We start from the raw sequence: 21,267 nt of genomic DNA, 5'->3' as shown, positions 1-21,267 counted from the left end.
CGGCGATGGGGCTGAAGTTCGACGACGTCACCGTGGGCGAGGGGCCGATGGCGCTCGCCGGCAAGACCGTGACGGTGCACTACACCGGCTGGCTGCACGACCCGCAGGCGGAAGGCGCGCGCGGGCGCAAGTTCGACAGCTCGCTGGACCGCAACGACCCCTTCGTGTTCCCGCTGGGCGCCGGCCACGTGATCGCCGGGTGGGACCGCGGGGTAGCCGGCATGCGCGTGGGCGGCCGGCGCATCCTGACCATCCCGCCCGAGATGGGCTACGGCGCGCGCGGCGCCGGCGGCGTCATCCCGCCCAACGCCACCCTGGTGTTCGAGGTGGAGCTGCTGGGGGTGGGCTGAGGCGCCCGCTTCAAGCGCCCGGGGAATCCCGCTAACCCTGTCCGCTTCCCGAGGAGCGGCAAGGAGTCGGCATGACCTGGGTGGATGGCGTGCTGCTGCTGGTGATGGTGCTCTCGGCCATCCTGGCCTTCCTGCGCGGCTTCGTGCGCGAGGTGCTGGGCATCGCCGCCTGGATCGGCGCCGCCTTCGCCGGCTTCGCCCTGCGCGGCCTGGTCCGTCCCTTCATGGACGAGCTGGTCCAGGCCGACTGGCTGGCCGACGGGCTTTCGGTGGCCGCCATCTTCCTGGTGGTGCTGATCTTGCTGAAGCTGGTCATCCACGTGCTGGCCGGCAGCGTCCAGGCCTCGCCGCTGGGCGGGGTGGACCGCTCGCTGGGCGCGGTGTTCGGCTTGGCGCGGGGCTTCTTCATCGCCATATGCGCCTACGCGTTGGCGGGACTGCTGGAGCCCGACACCGCGCAATGGCCGGCCCCGGTCCGCGAAGCCCGGAGCCTGCCGCATGCCGCCGATGGCGCGCGCTGGGTTGTGGGTCTCCTGCCGGAGGAGTATCGCCCGCGCATCGCCGCCCCGCCGGAGCGCCGCGTGCCCAGGCAGGAGGACCTGCTGCGCCCGCCCGCCCGGAACCGGACCTGAAGGGCCACGCCACCCATGTCCCTCCCCCTTTCCGACGACGACAAGTTCCACGAGGAATGCGGCGTCATGGGCGTCTGGAACGCCAAGGACGCCGCCGCCCTGGTGGCGCTGGGCCTGCACGCCCTGCAGCACCGCGGGCAGGAGGCCTCGGGCATCGTCACCCTCGATGACGGCGGCGGTTTCCACGCCCACAAGGGGCTGGGGCTGGTGGGCGACATCTTCGGCGACGCCAAGGTGATGGCCGGCCTGCCCGGCCCGGCCGCGGTGGGCCACAACCGCTACGCCACCACGGGCGAGACGGCGATCCGCAACGTCCAGCCGCTGTTCGCCGATTTCGAGTTCGGCGGCTTCGCGGTGGCGCACAACGGCAACCTCACCAATGCCGCGCAGCTGCGCCGGGCCCTGGTGCGCCGCGGCTGCCTGTTCCAGTCCACCACCGATTCGGAGGTGTTCGTCCACCTCATCGCCATCAGCCTGTATTCCAACGTGCTCGACCGGCTGATCGACGCGCTGAAGCAGGTGCAGGGCGCCTATTCCCTGGTGGGGCTGCACAACGGCGCGCTGGTCGGCGCGCGGGACCCGCTGGGGGTGCGCCCCCTGGTGCTGGGCCGGCTGAACGACGGCTGGGTGCTGGCGAGCGAGACCTGCGCGCTGGACATCGTGGGCGCCGAGTTCGTGCGCGACGTCGAGCCGGGCGAGATCGTCGTCATCGACGATGCCGGCGTGAAGAGCATCAAGCCCTTCACCCCCGCCCCGGAGCGCTTCTGCATCTTCGAGTACATCTACTTCGCCCGCCCGGATTCGGTGGTGGAGGGCACGCCGGTCTACGACACCCGCAAGCGCATCGGCGCCGAGCTGGCGCGCGAGAGCCACGTGGGGGCCGACCTGGTGGTGCCGGTGCCGGATTCCGGCGTGCCGGCCGCCATGGGCTACGCCGCCGAGGCCGGCATCCCGTTCGAGCTGGGCATCATCCGCAACCACTATGTCGGCCGCACCTTCATCGAGCCGACCGATCAGATCCGCCACCTGGGCGTGAAGCTGAAGCACAGCGCCAACCGCCCGGCGCTGGAAGGCAAGCGCGTCATCCTGGTGGATGACAGCATCGTGCGCGGCACCACCAGCAAGAAGATCGTGGAGATGGTGCGCCAGGCCGGCGCGGCGGAGGTGCACATGCGCATCTCCTCGCCGCCCACCACTCATTCCTGCTTCTACGGCATCGACACGCCGGACCGCGCCCACCTGCTGGCCGCGCAGCACGACGTGGCGGAGATGGCGAAGCTGATCGGCGTGGACAGCCTGGCCTTCATCTCGCTCGATGGCCTGTACCGCGCGCTGAACCGACCGGGGCGCGACGCCGCCAACCCCGGCTACTGCGACGCCTGCTTCACCGGCGACTACGCCATCCCGCTGACCGACTGGCCCACCAACGAGGAGCAGCGGGCCAAGCTGTTGCAGCCCAGCCTGTGAGCCGCCCGGTCGCCCTGGTCACCGGCGCCTCGCGCGGCATCGGGCGCGCCGCGGCGCTGGCGCTGGCCGCGCGCGGCTTCCACGTGGTCGCCACCGCCCGCACCGTCGGCGCGCTGGAGGAGCTGGACGACGCCATCCGCGCCCGCACCGGCGACGGGGCCACGCTGCTGCCGCTGGACCTGGTGAAGGAAGCCGAGCAGGTGGACGCCATCGGCCCCTCCCTGCTGGAGCGCTTCGGCCGGCTGGACGCGCTGGTGCACGCCGCCGGCCTGCTGCCGAAGCTGACGCCGGTGGCGCACATCATGCCCAAGGACTGGGCCGACAGCCTGGCGGTGAACGTCACCGCCTGCTGGCGCCTCATCCGCTCCACCGACCCGCTGCTGCGCGCAGCCCCCGCCGGCCGCGCCGTCATCCTCACCGACGCGCGGGCGGGCGAGCCGCTGGCCTATTGGGGCCTGTACGGCGCCGCCAAGGCCGCGCAGCACCACCTGGCCGCCACCTGGGCGCAGGAGGTGGCGAACACCCCCCTGCGCGTGCTGCTGCACGACCCCGGCCCCACCGCCACCTACCTGCGCCGCGTCGCCATGCCGGGCGAGGACGCCGCCACCCTCAGGACGGCCGAGGCGGCCGGGGAGCGCATCGCGGAACTGATCGGCGGGTGAACTACCGCCACGCCTTCCACGCCGGCAACCATGCCGACTGCCTGAAGCACGCGCTGCTGCACGCGCTGCTGCGCCTGCTGCTGCGCAAGCCGGCGCCGCTGCGGGTGCTGGACACCCATGCCGGCACCGGCCGCTACGACCTGGCGGCGGCGGAGGCGCAGCGCACCGGCGAGTGGCGCGCCGGCATCGGCCGGCTGGCCGAGGTGGCGGACGGCCCGCTGGCGGAGTGGCTGTCGCTGGTGCGCGCCGATGGCGGCTATCCCGGCTCGCCCGCGCTGGCGGCGGCGATGCTGCGCGCCGAGGACCGGCTGGTGCTGGTGGAGAAGCACCCGGAGGACCACGCCACCCTGCGCCGGCTGTTCCGCGCCGACCGCCGGGTGGCGGTGCACGCGCGCGACGGCTGGGAGGCGGCGCGCGCCCTGACCCCCTTCCCCGAGAAGCGCGGCCTGCTGCTGATGGACCCGCCCTTCGAGGCCGGCGACGACTTCGCGCGCATGGCGGCCACGATGGCGGAGGTGGCGCGCCGCGCGCGCGGCCACGTGCAGGCGGGCTGGTACCCCATCAAGGGCCGCGCGCCGGTGCGCGCCTTCCACCAGGCGCTGCGCGACGCCGGCCTGCGGGACCTGCTGGCCTGCGAGCTGCACCTGCGCGAGCCGACGGATGCGGCGCGGCTGAACGGCTCGGGGCTGGTGGTGATGAACCCCCCCTGGGGATTCGAGGCGGCGGCGAGGGACATCCTCGCCGCCCTGCACGCCCGCCTCGCCACCGGCGAGGCCGGGGGCGGCTGGGCGCTGGAACGGCTGGCGGCCGAGTAGCTCAGGCCGCCAGGGCTTCCTCGCCGTCCAGCGTGGCGGCGGTGGCGTGGACCACGGCGGCGATGCGCACGGCGGCCTGCACGGCTTCCTTGCCCACGCCGTGCTGGAGCAGCACCTTCTCGTGGCTCTCCATGCACATGCCGCAGCCGTTGATGGCGGAGACGGCGAGCGACCACAGCTCGAAATCCACCTTCTCCACGCCCGGCTTGGCCATCACGTTCATGCGCAGCTTGGCCGGCATGTTCGCGTAGTCGCCATGCACCAGGTGGGTGAAGCGGTAGTAGATGTTGTTCATGCCCATGATGGAGGCGGCGGCCTTGGCCGCGTCCAGCGCCTCGGACGAGAGCTGCGGGCCGAACTCCGCCAGCACGTGCTTGATGACGGTCGGGTTGCGGCTGGCCAGCGCCGAGACGACGAAGGTGCCGGCGCGTTGCTGCGGCGTCAGCGCCGGCTCGGCGCTCAGGCTGCCCAGGTTCAGCTTCTGGTCCTTGGCGTAGTCGGGCAGCAGGCTGCGGAGGGTCTCAAGGGACATCGGGGGCTCCAGGAAGGGCGGCGCGCGGGTTCCGGCACCGGGAGGCGCCGAGGAGGGACGGGGGGCCGGATGCCCCCCGTCCGGGAAGGGATTGGCCGGTCAGGCCGCCTTGTCGAACAGCTCCTGCGGCTTCAGGGCCTCCTCGCCCTTGTTCCAGTTGCAGGGGCACAGCTCGTCGGTCTGCAGCGCGTCGAGGATGCGCACCGTCTCCTGCGGGTTGCGGCCCACGTTCAGGCCGTTCACCGTCACGTGCTGGATGGTGCCCTCGGGGTCCACGATGTAGGTGACGCGCAGCGGCACGCCGGCCTGCTTGTCCAGCACGCCCAGGGCGGTCGCCAGCTCGCGCTTCACGTCCGCCAGCATGGGGAAGGGCAGGTCGCGGATGTCGGCGTTGTGCACGCGCCAGTTCAGGTGAACGAACTCGCTGTCGCAGGACACGCCGTAGACCACCGCGTCGCGGTCGGCGAACTCGCCGTTCAGCTTGCCGAAGGCGGCGATCTCGGTCGGGCAGACGAAGGTGAAGTCCTTGGGCCAGAAGAACACGATCTTCCACTTGCCCGGGTTGCTGTCCGAGGTGATCTCCTCGAAGGACTTGCCAGGGCCAGCCAGGCCCTCGGCGCCGCCCTTGACGGCGGTCAGGGCGAAGGCGGGGAAGGTGTCGCCGACGGTCAGCATGCAGGGGTCATCCTTGGGTTGGGGCGCGCCCGGGTGCGGGCCGCTGCCGAAGCAGTTAGACTTTCATGCTGCACTGCGCCAATGAAGAATTTTGCCCGTGATGATCGAAGGCCTCGATGATCCTGCCCTCCCCGCAGAACCTGCGCTACCTCGTCGCCCTGGCTGAGCACGGGCATTTCGGCCGCGCCGCCGAGGCCTGCGCGGTGACGCAATCCACCCTCTCGGCCGGCATCCTGGCGCTGGAGCGCCAGCTCGACGTCGCGCTGATCGAGCGCGGGCCGACCAAGCGCCCTGTCTTCACGCCGCTGGGGGTGGAGGTGACGGCGCGCGCCCGCGCCGCCCTGGCCGCGCTGGAGGGCGTGACGCAGGCCGCCGCCGCGGCGCGCGACCCCCTGGCCGGGCCGCTGCGCCTGGGGGTGATCCCCACCATCGGCCCCTTCCTGCTGCCGCGGCTGATGCCCGCGCTGCGCGCCCGCTTCCCCCGGCTGCGCCTGTGGCTGCGCGAGGACCAGACCGCCGCCCTGCTGCGCCAGCTGGAGGCCGGGCGGCTGGACCTGCTGCTGCTGGCCCTGCCCTGCGACTGCGAGGGGGCGGAGGTGGAGCCCCTGGGGCCCGACCCCTTCCTGCTGGCGGTGCCCCCCGGCCACCGCCTCGCCGCGCTGGAGGAGGTGCCGCCCGGCGCGCTGTCGGCCGAGCGGGTGCTGCTGCTGGAGGACGGCCATTGCCTTCGCGCCCAGGCGCAGGAAAGCTGCGGCCTGCCCCGCGGCCTGGGCGGCGGCGAGGGCTTCGCCGCCACCTCGCTGCACACGCTGGTGCAGATGGTGGCCAGCGGCCTGGGCGTGACCATCCTGCCGCGCCTGGCGGTGGAAGGCGGGGTGCTGGGCGGCACCGACCTGGTGACCCGCCCGCTGGCCGGCGGCGCCCCCGGGCGCACCCTCGCGCTCGCCTGGCGGCCGCATTCGCCGCGCGCGGCCGAGTTCCGGGCCCTGGCCCCGGCGGTGGCGCAGGGCCTACACTAGCCGCATGGACCTCGGACGCATCCTCGGCGCGGTGCTGAACGGCGCCGCCGCCCGCCCCGCGCGCCGCCGCCCGGCCGCGCGGCGCGGCGCCCTGCCCTTCGGCCTGACTCAGACGGAGGCGCGGCAGATCGGCCGCGTGGTCGGCGCCCTGGCCGGCGTCGCCGCCGACGCGCTGAGCCGCCCCGCCCCGGCCCCGGCCCCCGCGCCAGCACCCGTTCCCCCGGTGCAGCGCGCCCCCGCCCCGGCCCGCCGCCTGCCCGAGACCGCCGCCCCCCGCCCCGTCGCCGCCGCCGAGACCAGCGAGGCGCTGCTGATGCTGCGCGCCATGATCGCCGCCGCCCGCGCCGATGGCGCGCTGGACCGGGCGGAGCGCGCCGCCATCGCCGCGCAGCTCGACGCCGCCGGGCTGACCGCGGCGGAGCGCGACCGCGTGCTGGCCGATTTCGACGCCCCCGCCACCGCGGCGGAGCTGGCGCGGGAGGCGCGCGACCCGATGCTGGCGGCCCAGCTCTACGCCGCCGCCTGCGCCGGCGCCGGCGAGGTCAGCGCCGCCGAGCGCGCCTGGCTGGACGGGCTGGGCGCGGCGCTGAAGCTGGATGCCCGCGCCCGCCAGGCCATCGAGGCGCGGCTGGGCTAGATCATGATCCGCAAACGCGGACCATGATCCAGCCTTTGCTGAGAGGACGGTTCACCGCCTTGATGACTCCATCAAGGCGGATCGTGCTCTAGAGGTCGCGCGCCGCGAAGCCGTTGTCCGTCGCCTCGCGCGCCTCGGCCTCCAGCGGGCCGTCGCCCAGGCGCAGCAGCACCCAGCCGCCCGGCACGCCCCGCCGGCGGGGCGACAGCGCGGTGGGCGCGATCACCTGCGCCGGGCGCCCGGCGATGCGCGCCGCCACGTGCAGGTGGCCGGACAGCACCGCCTCGATGCCCAGCCGGCCCATCGCCTCCAGCGCCAGGTCGGCGCGGCGGGGGCGCTGCCGGCGGGCGAAGCCGGGGGGATGGCGCAGCGGGTGGTGGCACACCAGCAGGCATCGCCGCCCGCCCATCGCCGCCACCCGCCCGCGCAGCGTGGCCAGCTGCGCGCGGGACACGCCGCCGGCCGACCAGTCCAGGTGCGCCTGCAGCCGCCGGACGCTGTCCAGCCCCAGCACCGCCCAGGAGCCGATGACCAGCTCGCCGTCGGCCACCGGCAGCCCAGCCTCGGTCCAGGCGGCGCGGGGGCTGGTGAAGCGCCGCCACAGGTCGCCGCGCGGGATGTCGTGGTTGCCCGGCACCACCAGCACCGGGCGCTCCAGCCCGGCCAGGAAGCCGCGCGCGGCCGCGAACTCGGCGGCGCGGGCGCGGCGCGTCAGGTCGCCCGCCACCAGCAGCGCCGCGGGGTCCTGGGCCAGGATGTCGGCGCGCAGGGCGGCCGCGCCCTCCGGCGTGCCTTCGCCGAAATGCAGGTCGGCCAGCAGACCCAGGCGGATCATGCGCGTGGCAGCACGCGCAGCGCGCCGGGCTTCAGGCGATAGCGCAGCGGCGGGGCCACGGTGCGCATCTCGCCATCCAGGGAGACGCGCATGCGGCGCGCCCGCCCATGCACCACGAAGCGCGGCGCGTGCAGCGTCACCACGCCCGAATCCTCGCCCAGGCGCCCGCGGAACCAGGCCCAGGCCTGGCGCAGCCGCGCCAGCGGGCCCAGCGCCCGCACCAGCTGCATGGTCAGGGCCGGCGCCTCGCCCGGCTCGGGCAGCGTCACCACCGCGGCCAGGCCGGTGGCGCGCGAATCCGGGCCGACCGGCACCGTCACGTCGCGCCAGGGCGCGCGGAACAGCACGCGCAGCCCCGCCTTCAGCAAGGGCCACCAGGAGCCGCCCTCGCGCTGCATCTCGCGGAAGCGCAGCATGCGCGCCGGCCGGCCGATCAGGCTCTGGTACAGCAGGGGCTCGCCGTTCAGCAGGGCGGCCGCCATGGGCTCGGGCGGGCCGGGGCGGTACAGGGCGGCGGCGGCCACCGGGTCATCCGGCAGGCCCAGCCGGGTGCAGACACGGTTCATGGTGCCGCCCGGCAGCGGCGCGAAGGGCAGGCCGGCGGCCATCAGCCGCTTGGCGAAGCCGCGCAGGGTGCCGTCGCCGCCGCAGATGAACACGGCCTCCGCCCCCTGCGCCGCCGCCCATTGCGCGTCCAGGTCGCCATCCGGCAGGGGCAGCGGGTCGAAGCCGCCCGCGCGCATCGCCGCCTCGATGGCGGCGCGCGGCGCTTCCATCTGCGCCAGGCGCCCGGCCCGGGTGTTGAGGATGAGCGCAGCCTTCATGGCAAGCGAAAGGGGCCGGCCCCGTGCGGGAACCGGCCCCTTCCCGTCAGCCGCGCATCAGCGGTTGGTGGTGCCCAGGGCGCGGCTGACCGCGGTGCCGCGCGGGTTCACCGCCGTGCCGTCGCGCTGCGAGGGGTAGGCGCCGGAGGTGTTGGTGCCCGCCGCGCGGTCGAAGGCGCGGGTGGCCTCGGTGCCCGCGGGGTTGGCCCGGGTGCCGTCGGCCTGCTGCGGATACGCGCCGGAGGTGTTGGTGCCAGCGGCGCGGTCGAGGGCACGCGAGGCCTCGGTGCCCGGCGGGTTGCCGCGGCGGCCGTCGCCGGGGTCGGTGCAGGCGGCGGTGCCGAGCGCGAGGACGCCGAGCGGCAGGAGGAACAGGTGACGCATGGTGGCTTTCCTTCCGGTGTTGATCCGAACGCCCCGGGGAACGCCGCCCGTCGCCTTCCGGTTGCGGGCAACCGCAAGCTTGCGGGGCACGTTGCCGGCGCACGGGCATCCCGCCCGGCGGAAAGGACCCATCAGATGCGCGGCATCCTCCTGTGGCTCATCGGCATCCCCATTCCCATCATCCTGCTGCTGTGGCTGTTCGGCGTCCTGGGCTGAGGCCAGGCCCGCGCCGGGCGGGCACGCGGGCGCCCGTCAGCCGCCGCTGCGGGCGATCTCCGCGTCCAGCTCCGCGCCCAGCAGGATGACGTAGGTGGAGACGTAGAACCACATCAGCAGCGCCACCGCCGCGCCCAGCGCGCCGTAGGTGGCGTCGTAGCCCGCGAAGTTGCCGACGTAGAGCGAGAACAGCGACGAGCCCGCCGCCCACAGCACCGTCGCCGACACCGCGCCGGGCCCGAACAGCCGCCAGCCCTCCGGCGGGTGCGCCGGGCCGAAGCGGTACAGCACCGAGATCGCCACCAGCACGAAGCCCAGCAGCAGCGTCATGGAGGCGAAGCGCACCAGGAAGGCGGAGATGACGTCCAGCTCCAGCAGGTCCAGCACCTTGGGCAGCCCGACCAGCAGCGCGATGCCCACCGCCACCGCCACCACCGCCCCCAGCGTCACCCCGAAGGCGGTGCCGTAGTAGGCCAGCACCCCGCGCTCCTCCGCCTGGCTGTGCGCCAAGTTCAGCGCCCCCATCATGGCGCGGATGCCGGAGGAGGCCGACCACAGCGCGATGGCGAGCGAAACCAGGAACTTCGCCCCCAGCGTCGGCCGCGGCTGCGAGACGAGGTCGTGCACGCGGCCGGCGATCAGGAAGAAGGTGCTCTCGGGCACCACGCGGCGCAGCACGTCCAGCTGCGGCTCCACCGTCACCGGGTCGAACCACAGCCCGTACACCGTCACCAGCAGCGACAGCGCCGGGAACAGCGCCAGCATGGCGTAGAAGGCGCAGCCGGCGGAGGTGAGCGAGATCTTGTCCGAGGTCGCGACCGCCCAGGCGCGGCGCCACACGCCGGGCCGCCGCTGCTCCGCCAAAGCGAGGTCGCTCATCTTGTCCGGCCCCCTGGATGCGCGAAAGGGTGGCGCGTCGCCGCGCCACCCCGTTCCGCCACGCCCGCGTTACGAGCGGCGCAGCGAGCCGTAGTCGAAGGCCGGGCGGGACTGCAGCTGCTCCTTGGTCGCGCCGGGCAGCATGATGCGCTCGCGCTCGCCGTTCCACTGCAGGTCGGTCATCGGCACCGCCACCAGCCGCGCGCCGATGCCCAGGAAGCCGCCGACCGAGACGATGGCCGTGGGCGTGGTGCCGGTCATGATGATGTCGTCCACCTCGCCGATCGCCTCGTTGCGGTCGTTGTAGACGCGCGAGCCGATGATCTGCGAGACGCGCTGCCGCTCGGAGAAGATGCCGGCCATGGCGCCGCCCGTCATCGCGCCGGTGGTGGCGACGTTGGCGCGGCCATCGGTCGCCGGCGCGGTGGTGGCGCTGCGCGCGGCGTCGCCGGCGCGGTCCGCCGCGCGGCCCAGCGCGGTGCCCGGCGGGTTGGCCGGCGTGCCATCGCTCTGGCTCGGGTAGGCGCCGGAGGTGTTGGTGCCCGCCGCGCGGTCCAGCGCGCGGGTCGCCGCCGTGCCGGGCGGGTTGCCGGGGGTGCCGTCAGGGCTGTTCGGCGCCACGGAGCGCGCGGCGTTGTTGGCGCCATCCGTCGCGCGGTCCGCCGCGCGGCCCAGCGCGGTGCCCGGCGGGTTGCCGGGGGTGCCGTCGCTCTGGCTCGGATAGGCGCCGGAGGTGTTGGTGCCCGCCGCGCGGTCCAGCGCGCGGGTCGCTGCCGTGCCGGGCGGGTTGCCGGGGGTGCCGTCGGGGGCGCGCTGCACCATCGGCGCGGGGGCGGCGGTGCCGGTGCTGTTGTTGGCGGCCTGGCCGAAGGCCAGCATGGGCGCCACCAGCGCGCCGGCGAGCACGGTCATGCCCAGGGTGGTGTGCATCTTGTTCATGTCTGCGTCTCCTTTCCGTGGAAGCATCAGCCGCGGCGGAACATCGCCGCGACCACGAAGCCGGCCAGGGCCGCCAGCGCCAGCGCCAGCAACGGCTGCTCGCGCACGCGCTCGCTCACCTGCTCGCCGCGCTCGCCCAGGCGCTCGCGCACCGTGTGGTAGGTCGCCTCGGCCTGGTCGGCGGCCTGGCTCAGCGCGGGCGTCACGCGCTCGTTCATCAGGGTCTCGACCTTGGCGCGCAGCGCCGCGATCTCGGCCTGGGCGTCCGCGGCCAGGGCGCTGGCCCTGTCCTGGGCCTGGGCCATCACGCCCTTGCCTTCGTCCGTCATGTCGCCCTGGGTGGCGCTTTCCATCTGTCGGTTCCTTCGGTCGGGTGGACAGGAAACGGGGCGCGCGCCCCGGCGGTTTCAGCCGAGGTGGCTTTCCAGCAGCCAGGCGGCCTTGTCGTGCACCTCGATGCGCTTCACGAGCATGTCGTGCGTGGCCAGGTCGTCCGCCTCGTCGGCGTCCAGCGCCAGCTCCTTGGCGCGCGCGGCCATGGCGCGGTTGTCGCCGGCCAGCAGGCGCACCGCGTCCTCGGTGGCGTGCACCTCCTTGGCCTCGTCCAGCGAGGCCAGGCCCAGCATGTCGGCCAGGGAGACAGGCGCCTCCTCGCCCAGGGCGCGCAGCCGCTCGGCGATCTCGTCCACCGCCTTGAACAGCTCCTCGTACTGCTCCTCCGTCAGCTTGTGCACGCCGAAGAAGTTCCCCCCGCGGGCGTTCCAGTGGCAGCCCTGGGTCTTGGCGAGCAGCACGTAGGTGTCGGCCAGGAAGCCCTTCAGCTTCGCGGGGACGTCGTCGTTCTTGAGGGCCATGTCCATCTCTCCGGTCCTGGGGTGGGTTCGGCCCCGAAACGCACCCATCGCGGGAAGCGTTGCAGGCTTCGCCATGGCGCCCTTCCGACCCTACGAGCCCCGTCCCCGCCTCGCGCTCGGCGCGCGGCTCCTCATCGTCGGCGGCGTCATCGCCGTGCTGTGGCTGGGCCAGGAGGTGCTGGCGCCGCTGGCGCTGGCGCTGCTGCTCACCATCGCCTGCCTTCCGGTGGCCGCCTTCCTGGAGCGCCACGGCCTGCCGCGGGTGCCGGCGGTGCTGCTGGTGCTGCTGATGGTGCTGGCGCTGATCGGCGGGGTCGCCTGGGTGGTGGGCACCCAGGCGCTGGCCCTGGCGGCCGAGCTGCCCGCCTACGAAGGCACGCTGCGCGCCAAGCTGGCGTCCATCGCCTCCTCCTCCGGGCCCATCCAAGGCGTGATGGATCTGTTCGAGCGCCTGTCCTCCGGCCTGTCGCCGACGGAGGCGCCGCCGGCGGCGACGGTGGCGGTGGCGGCCGGCGCCTCCTCTCCCTTCGCCGCGCTGCTGGCCGCGGTGCACGTGGTGCTGGCGCCGCTGGCCACCGTGCTGATCACCCTGCTGCTGATGGGCTTCCTGCTGGTGCAGCGCGAGGACCTGCGCGACCGCGTGCTGCGCCTGGCCGGCACGCAGGAGCTGCACCGCACCACCGGCGCCATGCTGGACGCCACCGACCGGGTGGGCCGCTTCCTGCTGACCCAGGCGATGACCAACGCCGCCTTCGGCCTGCTGATGGGCGCCGGGCTGTGGGCGCTGGGCCTGCCCAACGCGCCGCTGTGGGGCGCGCTGTGCTTCACCCTGCGCTTCATCCCCTACCTGGGCGCGCCGCTGTCCGTGGTGTTCCCCATGATGCTGGCCTTCGCCACCACGGAAGGCTGGTGGACGGTGCTGGGCATCGTGGCGCTGTTCGTGGCGGTGGACGGCATCATCACCTACGTGCTGGAGCCGCTGCTGTTCGGCCACACCATCGGCGTCACCCCCATCGCGCTGGTGCTGTCCACCGCGTTCTGGGCGGTGCTGTGGGGCCCGCTGGGGCTGATCCTGGCGCCGGCGCTGACGGCGTGCATCGTCATCCTGGGCCGGCACGTGCCCGGCTTCGGCTTCCTGGACGTGCTGCTGGGCGACGCGCCGCCGCTGCCGCTGCCCGCGCGCTTCCTGTCGCGCCTGCTGGCCGGCGACGGCGAGGGCGCCGCCAGCCTGCTGGACGCCGAGGCCGCGGCGTCGGGCGAGCGCGAGGCGCTGGAAACCCTGGCCCTGCCCGCCATCGCGCAGGTGGAGGCCGACCGCGGCCAGGACGGCTTCGGCCCCGCCGTGGCGTTGCGCGCCGCGCGCACCCTGCTGCGCGTGCTGGAGGAGCGCGACGAGGAGCCGGCCGAGCCCAGCCTGGCGGTGCGCCCGGTGGCCGGCGCGCTGGACCACGCCGCCGCCGCCGCCGTGGCCCTGCTGCTGGCCGAGGACGGCCACGCCCCCACGCTGGAGGCGCGGCGCGCCCAGGCCGTGGTGCTGGTGATGGCCAGCGCCGCGGCGCGCCCGCGGCTGGAGCGCGCCCTGCGCGCCGCCCGCGCCCTGGCGCCGCGCGTCATCCTGCTGGCCGCCACGGAGGAGGCCGAGGCCGCCATCGCCGGCGCCCACCCCTTCCTGCCCGGCATGGACCGCCTGCGCGAGGAACTGGCCCCGCTGCGCCCGGAGGAGGAGGACCAGCCGCCCGCGCGCGCCGCGGAGTAGGCGTCAGCCGCGGATGGCCGCCGCGCCGATGCGCAGCGTGGCGCGCAGCCCCTCGGGGTGCCACTCGAAGCGCGCCTCACCGTCCAGCGGCCCGCCCATGTTGGCGTCCACCAGTCGGGTGCCGAAGCCGGGCTCGGGGTCGGGCGGCGGCGGCGGCCCGCCGGCTTCCTTCCATTCCAGCACCGCCCCGCCATCTTCCGCGCGCCGCCAGCGCACCGCCACGTGGCCGCCGGGGCGCGACAGCGCGCCGTACTTGGCGGCGTTGGTGGCCATCTCGTGCAGCACCATGGTCAGCGGCTGCGCGGCCTCGGTGGATAGGCGCAGCGGCGGGCCGTCCAGGATTGCGGCGCCGCCGAAGGCCTCCAGCTCGCCCTGCACCAGCTCGCCGATCTCCGCGCCCACCCAGCGCTCGCGCGCCAGCACGGTGTGCACGCGGGCCATGGCGCTGATGCGCCCTTCCAGCGCCTCAACCAGCCCCTGGGCATCGCCGCGCGATTCCGCGAGCGACAGCCGCGCCAGGGAGCGCACCACCGCCAGCGCGTTCTTGGCCCGGTGGTCCACCTCGCGCGAGAGCAGGCGCTCCGCCTCCTCGGCCTGCTTGCGGGCGGAGATGTCCAGCACCGCGGAGGTCACGCCCAGCAGCGTGCCCGATTCGTCGCGCACCGGGCGGTAGGCGCACAGGAAGGTGCGCCCCTGCAGCCGCAGCTCCACCTCCTCCGCCGGCTGGCCGGTGTCCAGCACGGTGCGCATCAGCGGCAGCACCAGGGGGGCGGCGGCGGGGTTCATCTCCTCCAGGGTGCGGCCGGGATACTCCTCCGGCCGGCGGCCATCCTGGTCGGCCAGCCGGCGGTTGGCCGCCACGAAGCGCAGGTCGCGGTCCAGCAGGGCCATGCCGACCGGGGCGTTCTCGTAGGTGGCGCGCAGGCGCCCGGCGGCCTCGGCGGCCTCGGCCTGGGCCTGGCGCAGCGCGTCCACCTCCACGCCCACGCCCACCCAGCCGCCCTGCGGCAGCCGGCGGGCGCGCAGCGCGTGCCAGCGGAACTCGCCGCTGGCGGCGTGGCGGATGCGCGCCTCGGCCAGGAAGTCGCCCGCGCCGCTGCGGGCGGCGGTGGTCCAGGCGGCCACGAAGGCGTCCAGGTCCTCCGGGTGGAAGGTGGCCTGCCAGGCCCCCTCCAGCGCGGCGCCGGGCGGCAGGCCGGTGTAGTCGTGCCACCAGCGGTTCAGCCAGGTGACGCGCCCCGCCGCGTCCGCGGTCATCACGATCTGCGGCGACAGGTCCAGCAGGGCGGACAGGCGCTGCTCGCTGGCGGCCTGGGCGGCCTCGCGGCGCTGCACCTCCTCGGCCATGGCGTCGAAGGCGGCGGCCAGGCGGGCGAATTCACGGCCGCCGCCGATGGCGCCCACCCGCGCCCCCCAATCCTGCCGGCCCCAGCGGCCGGCCGCGGCGAGCAACGCCTTCACCGGCCGCTCGATGGCCGCGCCGAAGGCCCAGACCGCCAGGGAGAAGGTCAGCAGCAGGGAGCCGAGGATGGCCAGCATCACGAGGCGGTCGCGCGCCGCGGCGTCGCGCAGCACCCGGCCGGCGTCCAGCCCCAGCGTGATGAACAGCCCCTGCGGCGGCTCCGTCACCGGGACCACGGCGGCCACCCGGCGCACCCCGTCCAGCGCCGGGGCGTCGACTACCGTGGCCTCCCGCCGCTCCAGCAGGGCCATGGCGAAGGGCGGCAGCGGCCGGCCCACGAAGCCCTCGGGGTTGAGCGAGCGCGCGAGGATGGTGCCCTCGCGGTCGGCGATGGTGGAGGAGGAGCCCTCGGGCAGTTGCAGGGATTGCAGGTCGGCGACCAGCCAGGGGATGGACAGGCCCAGCACCAGCACCCCGCGCACCGCCTCCGCCGCGTCGAGCAGGGGCGCCGCGAGGTGGATGGTCGCCGCGCCCGAGGCGCGGCCGGTGGCGTAGGTGCCGACCACGAAGCCGCGGCTGCGCAGCACCTCGCCGAAGTACCAGCGGTCGCGCACGTTCACCCCCTCCATGCCCTGCGGGATGGAGGAGCAGACCGACTGGCCCTCGAGGTCGAACACGTTGGCGATGGTGTAGCGCGGGTAGGCCTGCACCAGCCGGCCCAGGAAGGCGTTGCACTCCTCGCCGGGGCGCAGGCGCCGGACGGCCTCGTGCGCCGCCATGGCGGCCAGCACCTGCCGCGCGCCTTCGATGGTGCGGACCTGCTGCCCGGCCACCAGCCGCGCCAGGCGCTGCGCCTGCTCCGCCACCATCCCCGTACGCGCCGCCCGCGCCTCGCGTTCCATCCACACCTGCACCAGCGCGGCGGGAATGAGGGCGACGAGGATGAGCAGCAGGGCTCGGAGGGCGAGGGGCAAGGACGTCCAGGGGCGCTTATGGGTGAAGGGGCATGTTTGCACGGGATGACGGCGGCGTCACGCGGCCTGCCCGGCCGCCCAGCCGCTCGCCCAGGCCCATTGGAAGTTGTAGCCGCCCAGCCAGCCGGTGACGTCCACCGCCTCGCCCACCACGAACAGGCCAGGCAGGTGACGGGCCTGCAACGAACGCTGGTCCAGCGCGGCGGTGTCCACGCCGCCGGCAGCGACCTCCGCCTTGGCGTAGCCCTCCGTGCCGTCGGGGTGCAGGGTCCAGCCGTTCAGCCGCTGCGCCAGTTCGCGCAGGGCGCGGTCGGGCAGGTCGGCCAGGCGCTGGCCGGGGGCCGCCAGGGCGGCGGCCAGGCGGGCGGGCAGGCGCGCGGCCAGGGTGGGGCGCAGCTCCGCCCGGCCGCCCTGGCGCTTGGCCGCCAGCAGCCATTCCTCGGCCCGCAGCCCGGGCAGCAGGTCCAGCGACAGCGCCCCGCCGGGCGCCCAGTAGGAGGATGCCTGCAGGATGGCCGGCCCTGACAGGCCGCGATGGGTGAACAGCATCGCCTCGGCGAAGCGCGGCCCTGCGGCGGCGGCGATGACGGGCAGCGCCACCCCGGCCAGCGGGCGCATCATCTCCAGCGCCGCGCCGCCGAAGGCCAGCGGCACCAGGGCCGGGCGGTGCGGCACCACCGGCAGGCCGAAGCGCGCCGCGGCCTCGGCGGCGAAGGCGGTGGCGCCCAACTTGGGGATGGCCGGGCCGCCGGTGGCCAGCACCAGCGATTCCGCCCTCACCTCGCCGCGGTCGGTGCCGATGCGGAAGTGGCCATCGGCGTGGTCCAGCGCGGTGACGCGCACCCCGCAGCGCACCCGCGCGCCCGCGGCGGCGCATTCGGCCAGCAGCATCGCCACGATGTCGCGCGCCGAGCGGTCGCAGAACAGCTGGCCCAGCGTCTTCTCGTGGAAGGGGATGGCGTGGCGGCGCACCAGCGCCACGAAGTCGGCCGGGCGGTAGCGCGCCAGGGCCGAGCGCGCGAAGCGCCCGTTGGCCGACAGGAAGCGCGCCGGGTCCGCGCCGTCCAGGTTGGTGAAGTTGCAGCGCCCGCCGCCGCTGATCAGGATCTTGCGCCCCGGCTCGGGCGCGTGGTCCAGCACCAGCACCCGCCGCCCGCGCGCCCCGGCGGCGGCGGCGGCCATCAGCCCGGCCGCGCCGGCGCCGAGGACGCAGACCTCCGTCAGCTCCATCCGGCGTCGCGGAACGGCTGGACCATGGCCACCGGGGCGTCGGGGCGGAAGGCGGCGTACATGCCGCGGCTCGGCGCCACGTCCGGCAGCGGGTGGGGGCGGCGCAGCACGCGGTCGAAGCCGGCCTGGGCCAGCAGGGCGCGCACCAGGGGCGGGTTGGGGCCCCACCAGCTGGTCGGGTCGTCCGCCAGTTCGCGCCCCGGGTAGAACACCATGGCGGGGCGCTCGTGCTCCGCCGCGTCCTCGTGCGTTTCCAGCAGGCAGAGCAGGCGCGTCACCTCCCCCAGCGCCGCGACCACGGGGATGGGGTCGCGCAGGTGGTAGAACACGCCCAGGAACAGCGTGACGTCGAAGGGCTCCAGCCCCGCCGGCAGCTCGGTGGGGTCCAGCCGCCGCGCTTCGGGCACCAGGCCGGTGGCGGCGCAGGCCAGGTCGAAGGCGGCGCGGCCGCGGAACCAGGGGTGGTCCCAGGTGAAGCTGTCGGTGGCCAGCACCCGCGCCGCGCCCCGCCGCAGCGCCGCCAGGGAGAAGCCGCCGTTCCAGGCGCCGATGTCCAGCACCGACAGCCCGCCCAGCGCCAGCGGGCCGAACAGCGCCTCCTCCTCCGCCGCCATGATGTCAGGCGTCTTGACGCCGGGCGTCACGATGCCCGGGCGCAGCGCGATGCTGTGGAACCAGTGGTGCCCGGCCACCGCGGCACGGAGGGTCTCGTCGTCCATCGGCCGCACCCTAGACCGGAACGGCGCTGCGCCGCACCATGCCCCCATGCACGTCCTCATCCTGGGTGCCGGCGTCGTCGGGCTGGCCACCGCGCACGTCCTGGCGAGCGAGGGCCATCGCGTCACCGTGCTGGACGCCGAGCGCGCGCCGGGGCGCGGGGCCTCCTTCGCCAACGGGGGGCAGCTTTCCTACTCCTACGTCGCGCCCTTCGCCGGGCCGGGCGTGGCCGGCAAGGTGCCGGGCTGGCTGCTGGACCCGGACGGGCCGCTGCGCTTCCGCCCCGCCTTCGACCCGCACCAGTGGAAGTGGCTGTGGGCCTTCCTGCGCGCCTGCAACGCCCCCCGGGCCGAGCGCACCACGGCGGCGCTGCTCTCGCTCGCCGCGCTGTCGCGCAGCCTGACGCGCGAGGTGGTGGCCCTGCCGGACATGAAGTTCGACTTCGCCCCGGCCGGCAAGCTGGTGCTGCAGCCCGACGCCGCCGCCATGGCCGGCGCGGTGCGCCAGATGGAGGTGCAGGCCCGGCTGGGCAGCGTGCAGCGCGCCCTGGACCGCGAGGGCTGCCTGGCGGTGGAGCCGGCGCTGCGCCACCTGGCGCACCGCATCCACGGCGGCATCTGGACCGAAAGCGAGGAAGCCGGCGACGCCCGCCTGTTCTGCGAGGCGCTGGCGGCGCGGCTGGCGCAGGGCAACCGCGCCGTCGCCTTCCGCATGGGCGTGCGCGCGCGCCAGATCATCCGCGCCGAGGGGCGGGTGCGCGGCGTGCTGTCGGACGAGGGCGTGCACGAGGCGGACGCCGTGGTGCTGGCGCTGGGCAACGGCGCCCGCGCCCTGGCCGGCCCGCTGGGGCTGGACCTGCCGATCTACCCCCTCAAGGGCTATTCCCTGACGCTGGACGTGCTGGAGGAGGCGGAGGCGCCGCGCGTCTCCATCACCGACAGCGCGGCCAAGATCGTCTATGCCCGGCTGGGCCGGCGGCTGCGCGTGGCCGGCATGGCCGACCTGGTGGGGCACGACCCGCGCATGGAGGAAGGCCGGCTGACCACCCTGGTGCGCCAGGCCCGCGCCGCCTTCCCCCGCGCCAGCGACTGGCGCGAGCTGCGGCCCTGGGCCGGGCTGCGGCCGGCCACCCCCACCGGGCTGCCGCTGGTGGGCGCCGCGCCGGGCGTGCCGGGGCTGTGGCTGAACCTGGGCCAGGGCAGCCTGGGCTTCACCCTCGCCATGGGCAGCGCCGCCGTGCTGGCGGCCCGGCTGGAGGGGCGGGAGCCGCCCATCCCGGACGGCGATTTCCGCCTGGGTTGACCGGGGGGGAAGGCCCTGCCAATGGGGGCGCGCCCCTGCCACCGGCGGGTGCTCCGACCGGGGGTGTCCGGTTCCCCAATCAAAGCGACAAGAGGCCGAACCACGCCATGCGCGACAAGGGCGAATACCTGTTCACCTCGGAGAGCGTCTCCGAAGGCCACCCCGACAAGGTGGCGGACCGCATCTCCGACACGGTGCTGGACACCTTCCTGGCCGAGGACCCCTACGCCCGCGTGGCGTGCGAGACGCTGGTGACGACCAACCGCATCGTCATCGCCGGCGAGACGCGCGGGCCCGGCTCCATCACGCCCGAGCTGCTGATGCACAAGGCCCGCCTGGCCGTGCAGGACATCGGCTACGAGCAGGACGGCTTCGACTGGCGCCACGCCCAGGTCGAGTGCCACCTGCACGCCCAGTCCGCCCACATCGCCCAGGGCGTGGACGCCGCCGGCAACAAGGACGAGGGCGCGGGCGACCAGGGCATCATGTTCGGCTACGCCTGCACCGAGACGCCGGACCTGATGCCCGCGCCGCTGTACTACGCGCACCTGATCCTGCGCCGCATCAGCGAGATGCGCCGCGCCGACGACGTGGCGGTGAAGGGCCTGCTGCCCGACGCCAAGAGCCAGGTCACGCTGCGCTACGTGGACGGCAAGCCGGTGGGCGCCACCTCCATCGTGCTGTCCACCCAGCACGTCGAGGGCATGGACCAGGCGCAGATCAAGGCGATGGTGCGCCCCATCATCGAGACCTCGCTGCCGCAGGGCTGGATGTGCCCGGAGGCCGAGCTCTACGTGAACCCGACCGGCACCTTCGTCATCGGCGGGCCGGACGGCGATTGCGGCCTCACGGGGCGCAAGATCATCGTGGACACCTATGGCGGCGCGGCCCCGCACGGCGGCGGCGCGTTCTCCGGCAAGGACCCGACGAAGGTGGACCGCTCGGCCGCCTATGCGGCGCGCTACGTGGCCAAGAACGTGGTCGCCGCCGGCCTGGCCGAGAAGTGCACCATCCAGGTGAGCTACGCCATCGGCGTGTCCAAGCCGCTGTCGGTCTATTTCGACCTGCACGGCACCGGCAAGGACGTGGACGAGGCGAAGCTGGCCAAGGTGGTGGACGGGCTGGTGAACCTGTCGCCCCGCGGGATCCGCGAGCACCTGCACCTGAACCGCCCCATCTACGTGCCCACCAGCTCCTACGGCCATTTCGGCCGCACGCCGGACGCCGAGAAGGGCACCTTCACCTGGGAGAAGACCGACCTGGTGGAGGAGCTGAAGCGCGCCTTCGGGCGCTGATCCCCACCACGACTTCCAGCCTGCGCTTCGCTTGGCTGGAAGTCGCCGCGGGGGCCCCAATTGATGGCGCCGGCCTTGTTGGGCCGTCTCCGTCAGCCCGGCGAAGCCGGGCCTCCGACCGGGGCCTTCCGGTGATGGGTCACGGACCATTCAGGGCGGGGCGCAGGTCCCGCCCTTCTCCGTTTGGGGACTTCGCATGACCACCATGCCCGAGGGCGTGCCGCACCGCCTCTACGGCCGCCGCCGCGGCCACCCGCTGCGGCCGCGCCAGGAACGGCTGCTGGCCGAAACCTTGCCCCGGCTGCGCTTCGACCCCGCCCTGCGTCCCCTCCCCGCCCCCCTGTGGCTGGAGGTCGGCTTCGGCGGCGGCGAGCACGCGCTGGAGCAGCACGCCGCCCACCCGGATGTCACCTACATCGCCGCCGAGGTGTTCGAGAACGGCCTGTGCTCCCTGCTCTCGCGCCTGGTGCCCGAGGGCGGCGAGGCCGACGCCCCGCTGCCGCCGCGCCTGCACCTGTGGCCGCATGACGCGCGCGAGCTGCTGGCCGCCCTGCCCGATGCCAGCCTGGACCGGCTGTTCCTGATGTTCCCCGACCCCTGGCCGAAGTCGCGCCACGCCAAGCGCCGCTTCGTGCATCCCGCCATGCTGCCGGTGCTGGCGCGGGTGCTGCGCCCGGGCGCTGAGTGGCGCATCGCCTCCGACGACCCGACCTACCAAGGCTGGGTGGAGGAGGTGATGGGCGCGCAGGACCTGTTCGCACGCGTTTCCCGCGCCGAGGCACGGCCCGCTGGCTGGCCCGCCACCCGCTACGAGGCCAAGGCCCTGCGCGAGGGGCGCACCCCCTTCTACTGGGTGTTCCGCCGCCGCTGA

General features: G+C 74.9%; 24 protein-coding genes. 12 read left to right on the top strand and 12 right to left on the bottom strand.

Annotated elements, in window-relative coordinates:
* Positions 1-5 precede the first annotated feature (5 nt).
* The 5 genes from ACI6QG_RS10895 to ACI6QG_RS10875 all read left to right on the top strand — a co-directional run bounded on the left by ACI6QG_RS10895 (position 6) and on the right by ACI6QG_RS10875 (position 3,926).
* A complete protein-coding gene (locus tag ACI6QG_RS10895; protein WP_407024583.1) occupies positions 6-350 on the top strand; it encodes an FKBP-type peptidyl-prolyl cis-trans isomerase in 345 nt (114 codons plus the stop codon).
* A 71-nt stretch (positions 351-421) separates the two neighbouring features.
* Positions 422-982 (top strand): CvpA family protein, encoded by a 561-nt coding sequence (locus ACI6QG_RS10890; RefSeq protein WP_407024582.1) that lies wholly within the window; start codon positions 422-424, stop codon positions 980-982.
* Positions 983-997: 15 nt separating this feature from the next.
* The gene (gene purF / locus ACI6QG_RS10885; RefSeq protein ID WP_407024581.1) at positions 998-2,449 is read left to right on the top strand and encodes an amidophosphoribosyltransferase; all 1,452 of its coding nucleotides are present in this window, start codon (positions 998-1,000) and stop codon (positions 2,447-2,449) included.
* Positions 2,446-3,111, top strand: coding sequence for an SDR family NAD(P)-dependent oxidoreductase (locus tag ACI6QG_RS10880; RefSeq protein ID WP_407024580.1), 666 nt, complete (start codon positions 2,446-2,448; stop codon positions 3,109-3,111). The genes purF and ACI6QG_RS10880 overlap by 4 nt, the downstream gene beginning before the upstream one ends.
* Complete coding sequence (locus ACI6QG_RS10875; RefSeq protein WP_407024579.1) at positions 3,108-3,926, top strand: 23S rRNA (adenine(2030)-N(6))-methyltransferase RlmJ; 819 nt, start codon at positions 3,108-3,110, stop codon at positions 3,924-3,926. Before ACI6QG_RS10880 ends, ACI6QG_RS10875 begins: the two co-directional genes overlap by 4 nt.
* A 1-nt stretch (position 3,927) precedes the next feature.
* Here the strand turns inward: ACI6QG_RS10875 and ahpD are convergent, their stop codons facing one another.
* Both ahpD and ACI6QG_RS10865 read right to left on the bottom strand, forming a co-directional pair.
* Entirely contained in the window at positions 3,928-4,458 is a 531-nt protein-coding gene (ahpD, locus tag ACI6QG_RS10870) for an alkylhydroperoxidase, AhpD family (protein WP_407024578.1), read from the bottom strand.
* A 99-nt stretch (positions 4,459-4,557) separates the two neighbouring features.
* Complete coding sequence (locus ACI6QG_RS10865) at positions 4,558-5,133, bottom strand: peroxiredoxin (RefSeq protein WP_407024577.1); 576 nt, start codon at positions 5,131-5,133, stop codon at positions 4,558-4,560.
* Between the two features lie 116 nt (positions 5,134-5,249).
* On the opposite strand from ACI6QG_RS10865, the gene ACI6QG_RS10860 reads away from it, so the two are divergent.
* Both ACI6QG_RS10860 and ACI6QG_RS10855 read left to right on the top strand, forming a co-directional pair.
* The gene (locus tag ACI6QG_RS10860) at positions 5,250-6,152 is read left to right on the top strand and encodes a hydrogen peroxide-inducible genes activator (protein WP_407024576.1); all 903 of its coding nucleotides are present in this window, start codon (positions 5,250-5,252) and stop codon (positions 6,150-6,152) included.
* Between the two features lie 4 nt (positions 6,153-6,156).
* Positions 6,157-6,789, top strand: a complete 633-nt coding sequence (locus ACI6QG_RS10855) for a DUF533 domain-containing protein (RefSeq protein WP_407024575.1) — start codon at positions 6,157-6,159, stop codon at positions 6,787-6,789.
* An 88-nt stretch (positions 6,790-6,877) separates the two neighbouring features.
* Here the strand turns inward: ACI6QG_RS10855 and ACI6QG_RS10850 are convergent, their stop codons facing one another.
* From ACI6QG_RS10850 to ACI6QG_RS10840, 3 genes are read right to left on the bottom strand one after another with little or no spacing between them, the layout of a single operon-like run.
* Complete coding sequence (locus ACI6QG_RS10850) at positions 6,878-7,624, bottom strand: metallophosphoesterase family protein (RefSeq protein ID WP_407024574.1); 747 nt, start codon at positions 7,622-7,624, stop codon at positions 6,878-6,880.
* Positions 7,621-8,448 (bottom strand): diacylglycerol/lipid kinase family protein, encoded by an 828-nt coding sequence (locus tag ACI6QG_RS10845; protein ID WP_407024573.1) that lies wholly within the window; start codon positions 8,446-8,448, stop codon positions 7,621-7,623. Before ACI6QG_RS10845 ends, ACI6QG_RS10850 begins: the two co-directional genes overlap by 4 nt.
* A gap of 57 nt (positions 8,449-8,505) precedes the next feature.
* The gene (locus tag ACI6QG_RS10840; RefSeq protein ID WP_407024572.1) at positions 8,506-8,832 is read right to left on the bottom strand and encodes a hypothetical protein; all 327 of its coding nucleotides are present in this window, start codon (positions 8,830-8,832) and stop codon (positions 8,506-8,508) included.
* Here ACI6QG_RS10840 and ACI6QG_RS10835 point away from each other — a divergent pair.
* Positions 8,824-9,048 (top strand): hypothetical protein, encoded by a 225-nt coding sequence (locus ACI6QG_RS10835; protein WP_407024571.1) that lies wholly within the window; start codon positions 8,824-8,826, stop codon positions 9,046-9,048. The genes ACI6QG_RS10840 and ACI6QG_RS10835 overlap by 9 nt on opposite strands.
* A gap of 36 nt (positions 9,049-9,084) precedes the next feature.
* Here ACI6QG_RS10835 and ACI6QG_RS10830 read toward each other — a convergent pair whose 3' ends face one another.
* The 4 genes from ACI6QG_RS10830 to ACI6QG_RS10815 form a co-directional block, all read right to left on the bottom strand.
* Entirely contained in the window at positions 9,085-9,927 is an 843-nt protein-coding gene (locus ACI6QG_RS10830) for a YihY/virulence factor BrkB family protein (RefSeq protein ID WP_407024570.1), read from the bottom strand.
* Positions 9,928-9,996: 69 nt separating this feature from the next.
* A complete protein-coding gene (locus ACI6QG_RS10825; protein WP_407024569.1) occupies positions 9,997-10,866 on the bottom strand; it encodes a PRC-barrel domain-containing protein in 870 nt (289 codons plus the stop codon).
* A gap of 26 nt (positions 10,867-10,892) precedes the next feature.
* A complete protein-coding gene (locus ACI6QG_RS10820) occupies positions 10,893-11,219 on the bottom strand; it encodes a hypothetical protein (protein ID WP_407024568.1) in 327 nt (108 codons plus the stop codon).
* Positions 11,220-11,273: 54 nt separating this feature from the next.
* The gene (locus ACI6QG_RS10815) at positions 11,274-11,726 is read right to left on the bottom strand and encodes a Dps family protein (RefSeq protein ID WP_407024567.1); all 453 of its coding nucleotides are present in this window, start codon (positions 11,724-11,726) and stop codon (positions 11,274-11,276) included.
* A 67-nt stretch (positions 11,727-11,793) separates the two neighbouring features.
* Between ACI6QG_RS10815 and ACI6QG_RS10810 the strand changes: the two genes are divergently transcribed.
* Complete coding sequence (locus tag ACI6QG_RS10810; RefSeq protein WP_407024566.1) at positions 11,794-13,476, top strand: AI-2E family transporter; 1,683 nt, start codon at positions 11,794-11,796, stop codon at positions 13,474-13,476.
* A gap of 3 nt (positions 13,477-13,479) precedes the next feature.
* Here ACI6QG_RS10810 and ACI6QG_RS10805 read toward each other — a convergent pair whose 3' ends face one another.
* The 3 genes from ACI6QG_RS10805 to ACI6QG_RS10795 are packed head-to-tail and all read right to left on the bottom strand — an operon-like array spanning position 13,480 to position 17,801.
* A complete protein-coding gene (locus ACI6QG_RS10805) occupies positions 13,480-15,852 on the bottom strand; it encodes a PAS domain-containing protein (RefSeq protein WP_407024565.1) in 2,373 nt (790 codons plus the stop codon).
* Positions 15,853-15,909: 57 nt separating this feature from the next.
* Positions 15,910-17,082 (bottom strand): BaiN/RdsA family NAD(P)/FAD-dependent oxidoreductase, encoded by a 1,173-nt coding sequence (locus ACI6QG_RS10800; protein ID WP_407024564.1) that lies wholly within the window; start codon positions 17,080-17,082, stop codon positions 15,910-15,912.
* Entirely contained in the window at positions 17,073-17,801 is a 729-nt protein-coding gene (locus ACI6QG_RS10795) for a class I SAM-dependent methyltransferase (RefSeq protein WP_407024563.1), read from the bottom strand. Before ACI6QG_RS10795 ends, ACI6QG_RS10800 begins: the two co-directional genes overlap by 10 nt.
* 46 nt (positions 17,802-17,847) lie before the next feature.
* On the opposite strand from ACI6QG_RS10795, the gene ACI6QG_RS10790 reads away from it, so the two are divergent.
* The 3 genes from ACI6QG_RS10790 (at position 17,848) to trmB (ending at position 21,267) form a co-directional block, all read left to right on the top strand.
* Positions 17,848-19,101 (top strand): D-amino acid dehydrogenase, encoded by a 1,254-nt coding sequence (locus tag ACI6QG_RS10790; protein ID WP_407024562.1) that lies wholly within the window; start codon positions 17,848-17,850, stop codon positions 19,099-19,101.
* Between the two features lie 107 nt (positions 19,102-19,208).
* On the top strand, positions 19,209-20,396 hold the full coding sequence (gene metK, locus ACI6QG_RS10785) for a methionine adenosyltransferase (RefSeq protein ID WP_407024561.1): 1,188 nt from the start codon (positions 19,209-19,211) through the stop codon (positions 20,394-20,396).
* A gap of 196 nt (positions 20,397-20,592) precedes the next feature.
* Positions 20,593-21,267 carry a tRNA (guanine(46)-N(7))-methyltransferase TrmB gene (gene trmB / locus ACI6QG_RS10780; protein WP_407024560.1) on the top strand — a complete coding sequence of 225 codons (675 nt, stop codon included), beginning with the start codon at positions 20,593-20,595 and terminating at the stop codon, positions 21,265-21,267.

This window comes from Sabulicella flocculans, from assembly GCF_045449635.1.
Lineage (GTDB): Bacteria > Pseudomonadota > Alphaproteobacteria > Acetobacterales > Acetobacteraceae > Roseococcus.
The sequence above is the reverse complement of the archived record's forward strand: the minus strand, read 5'-3'. Positions and strand labels throughout refer to the sequence as shown.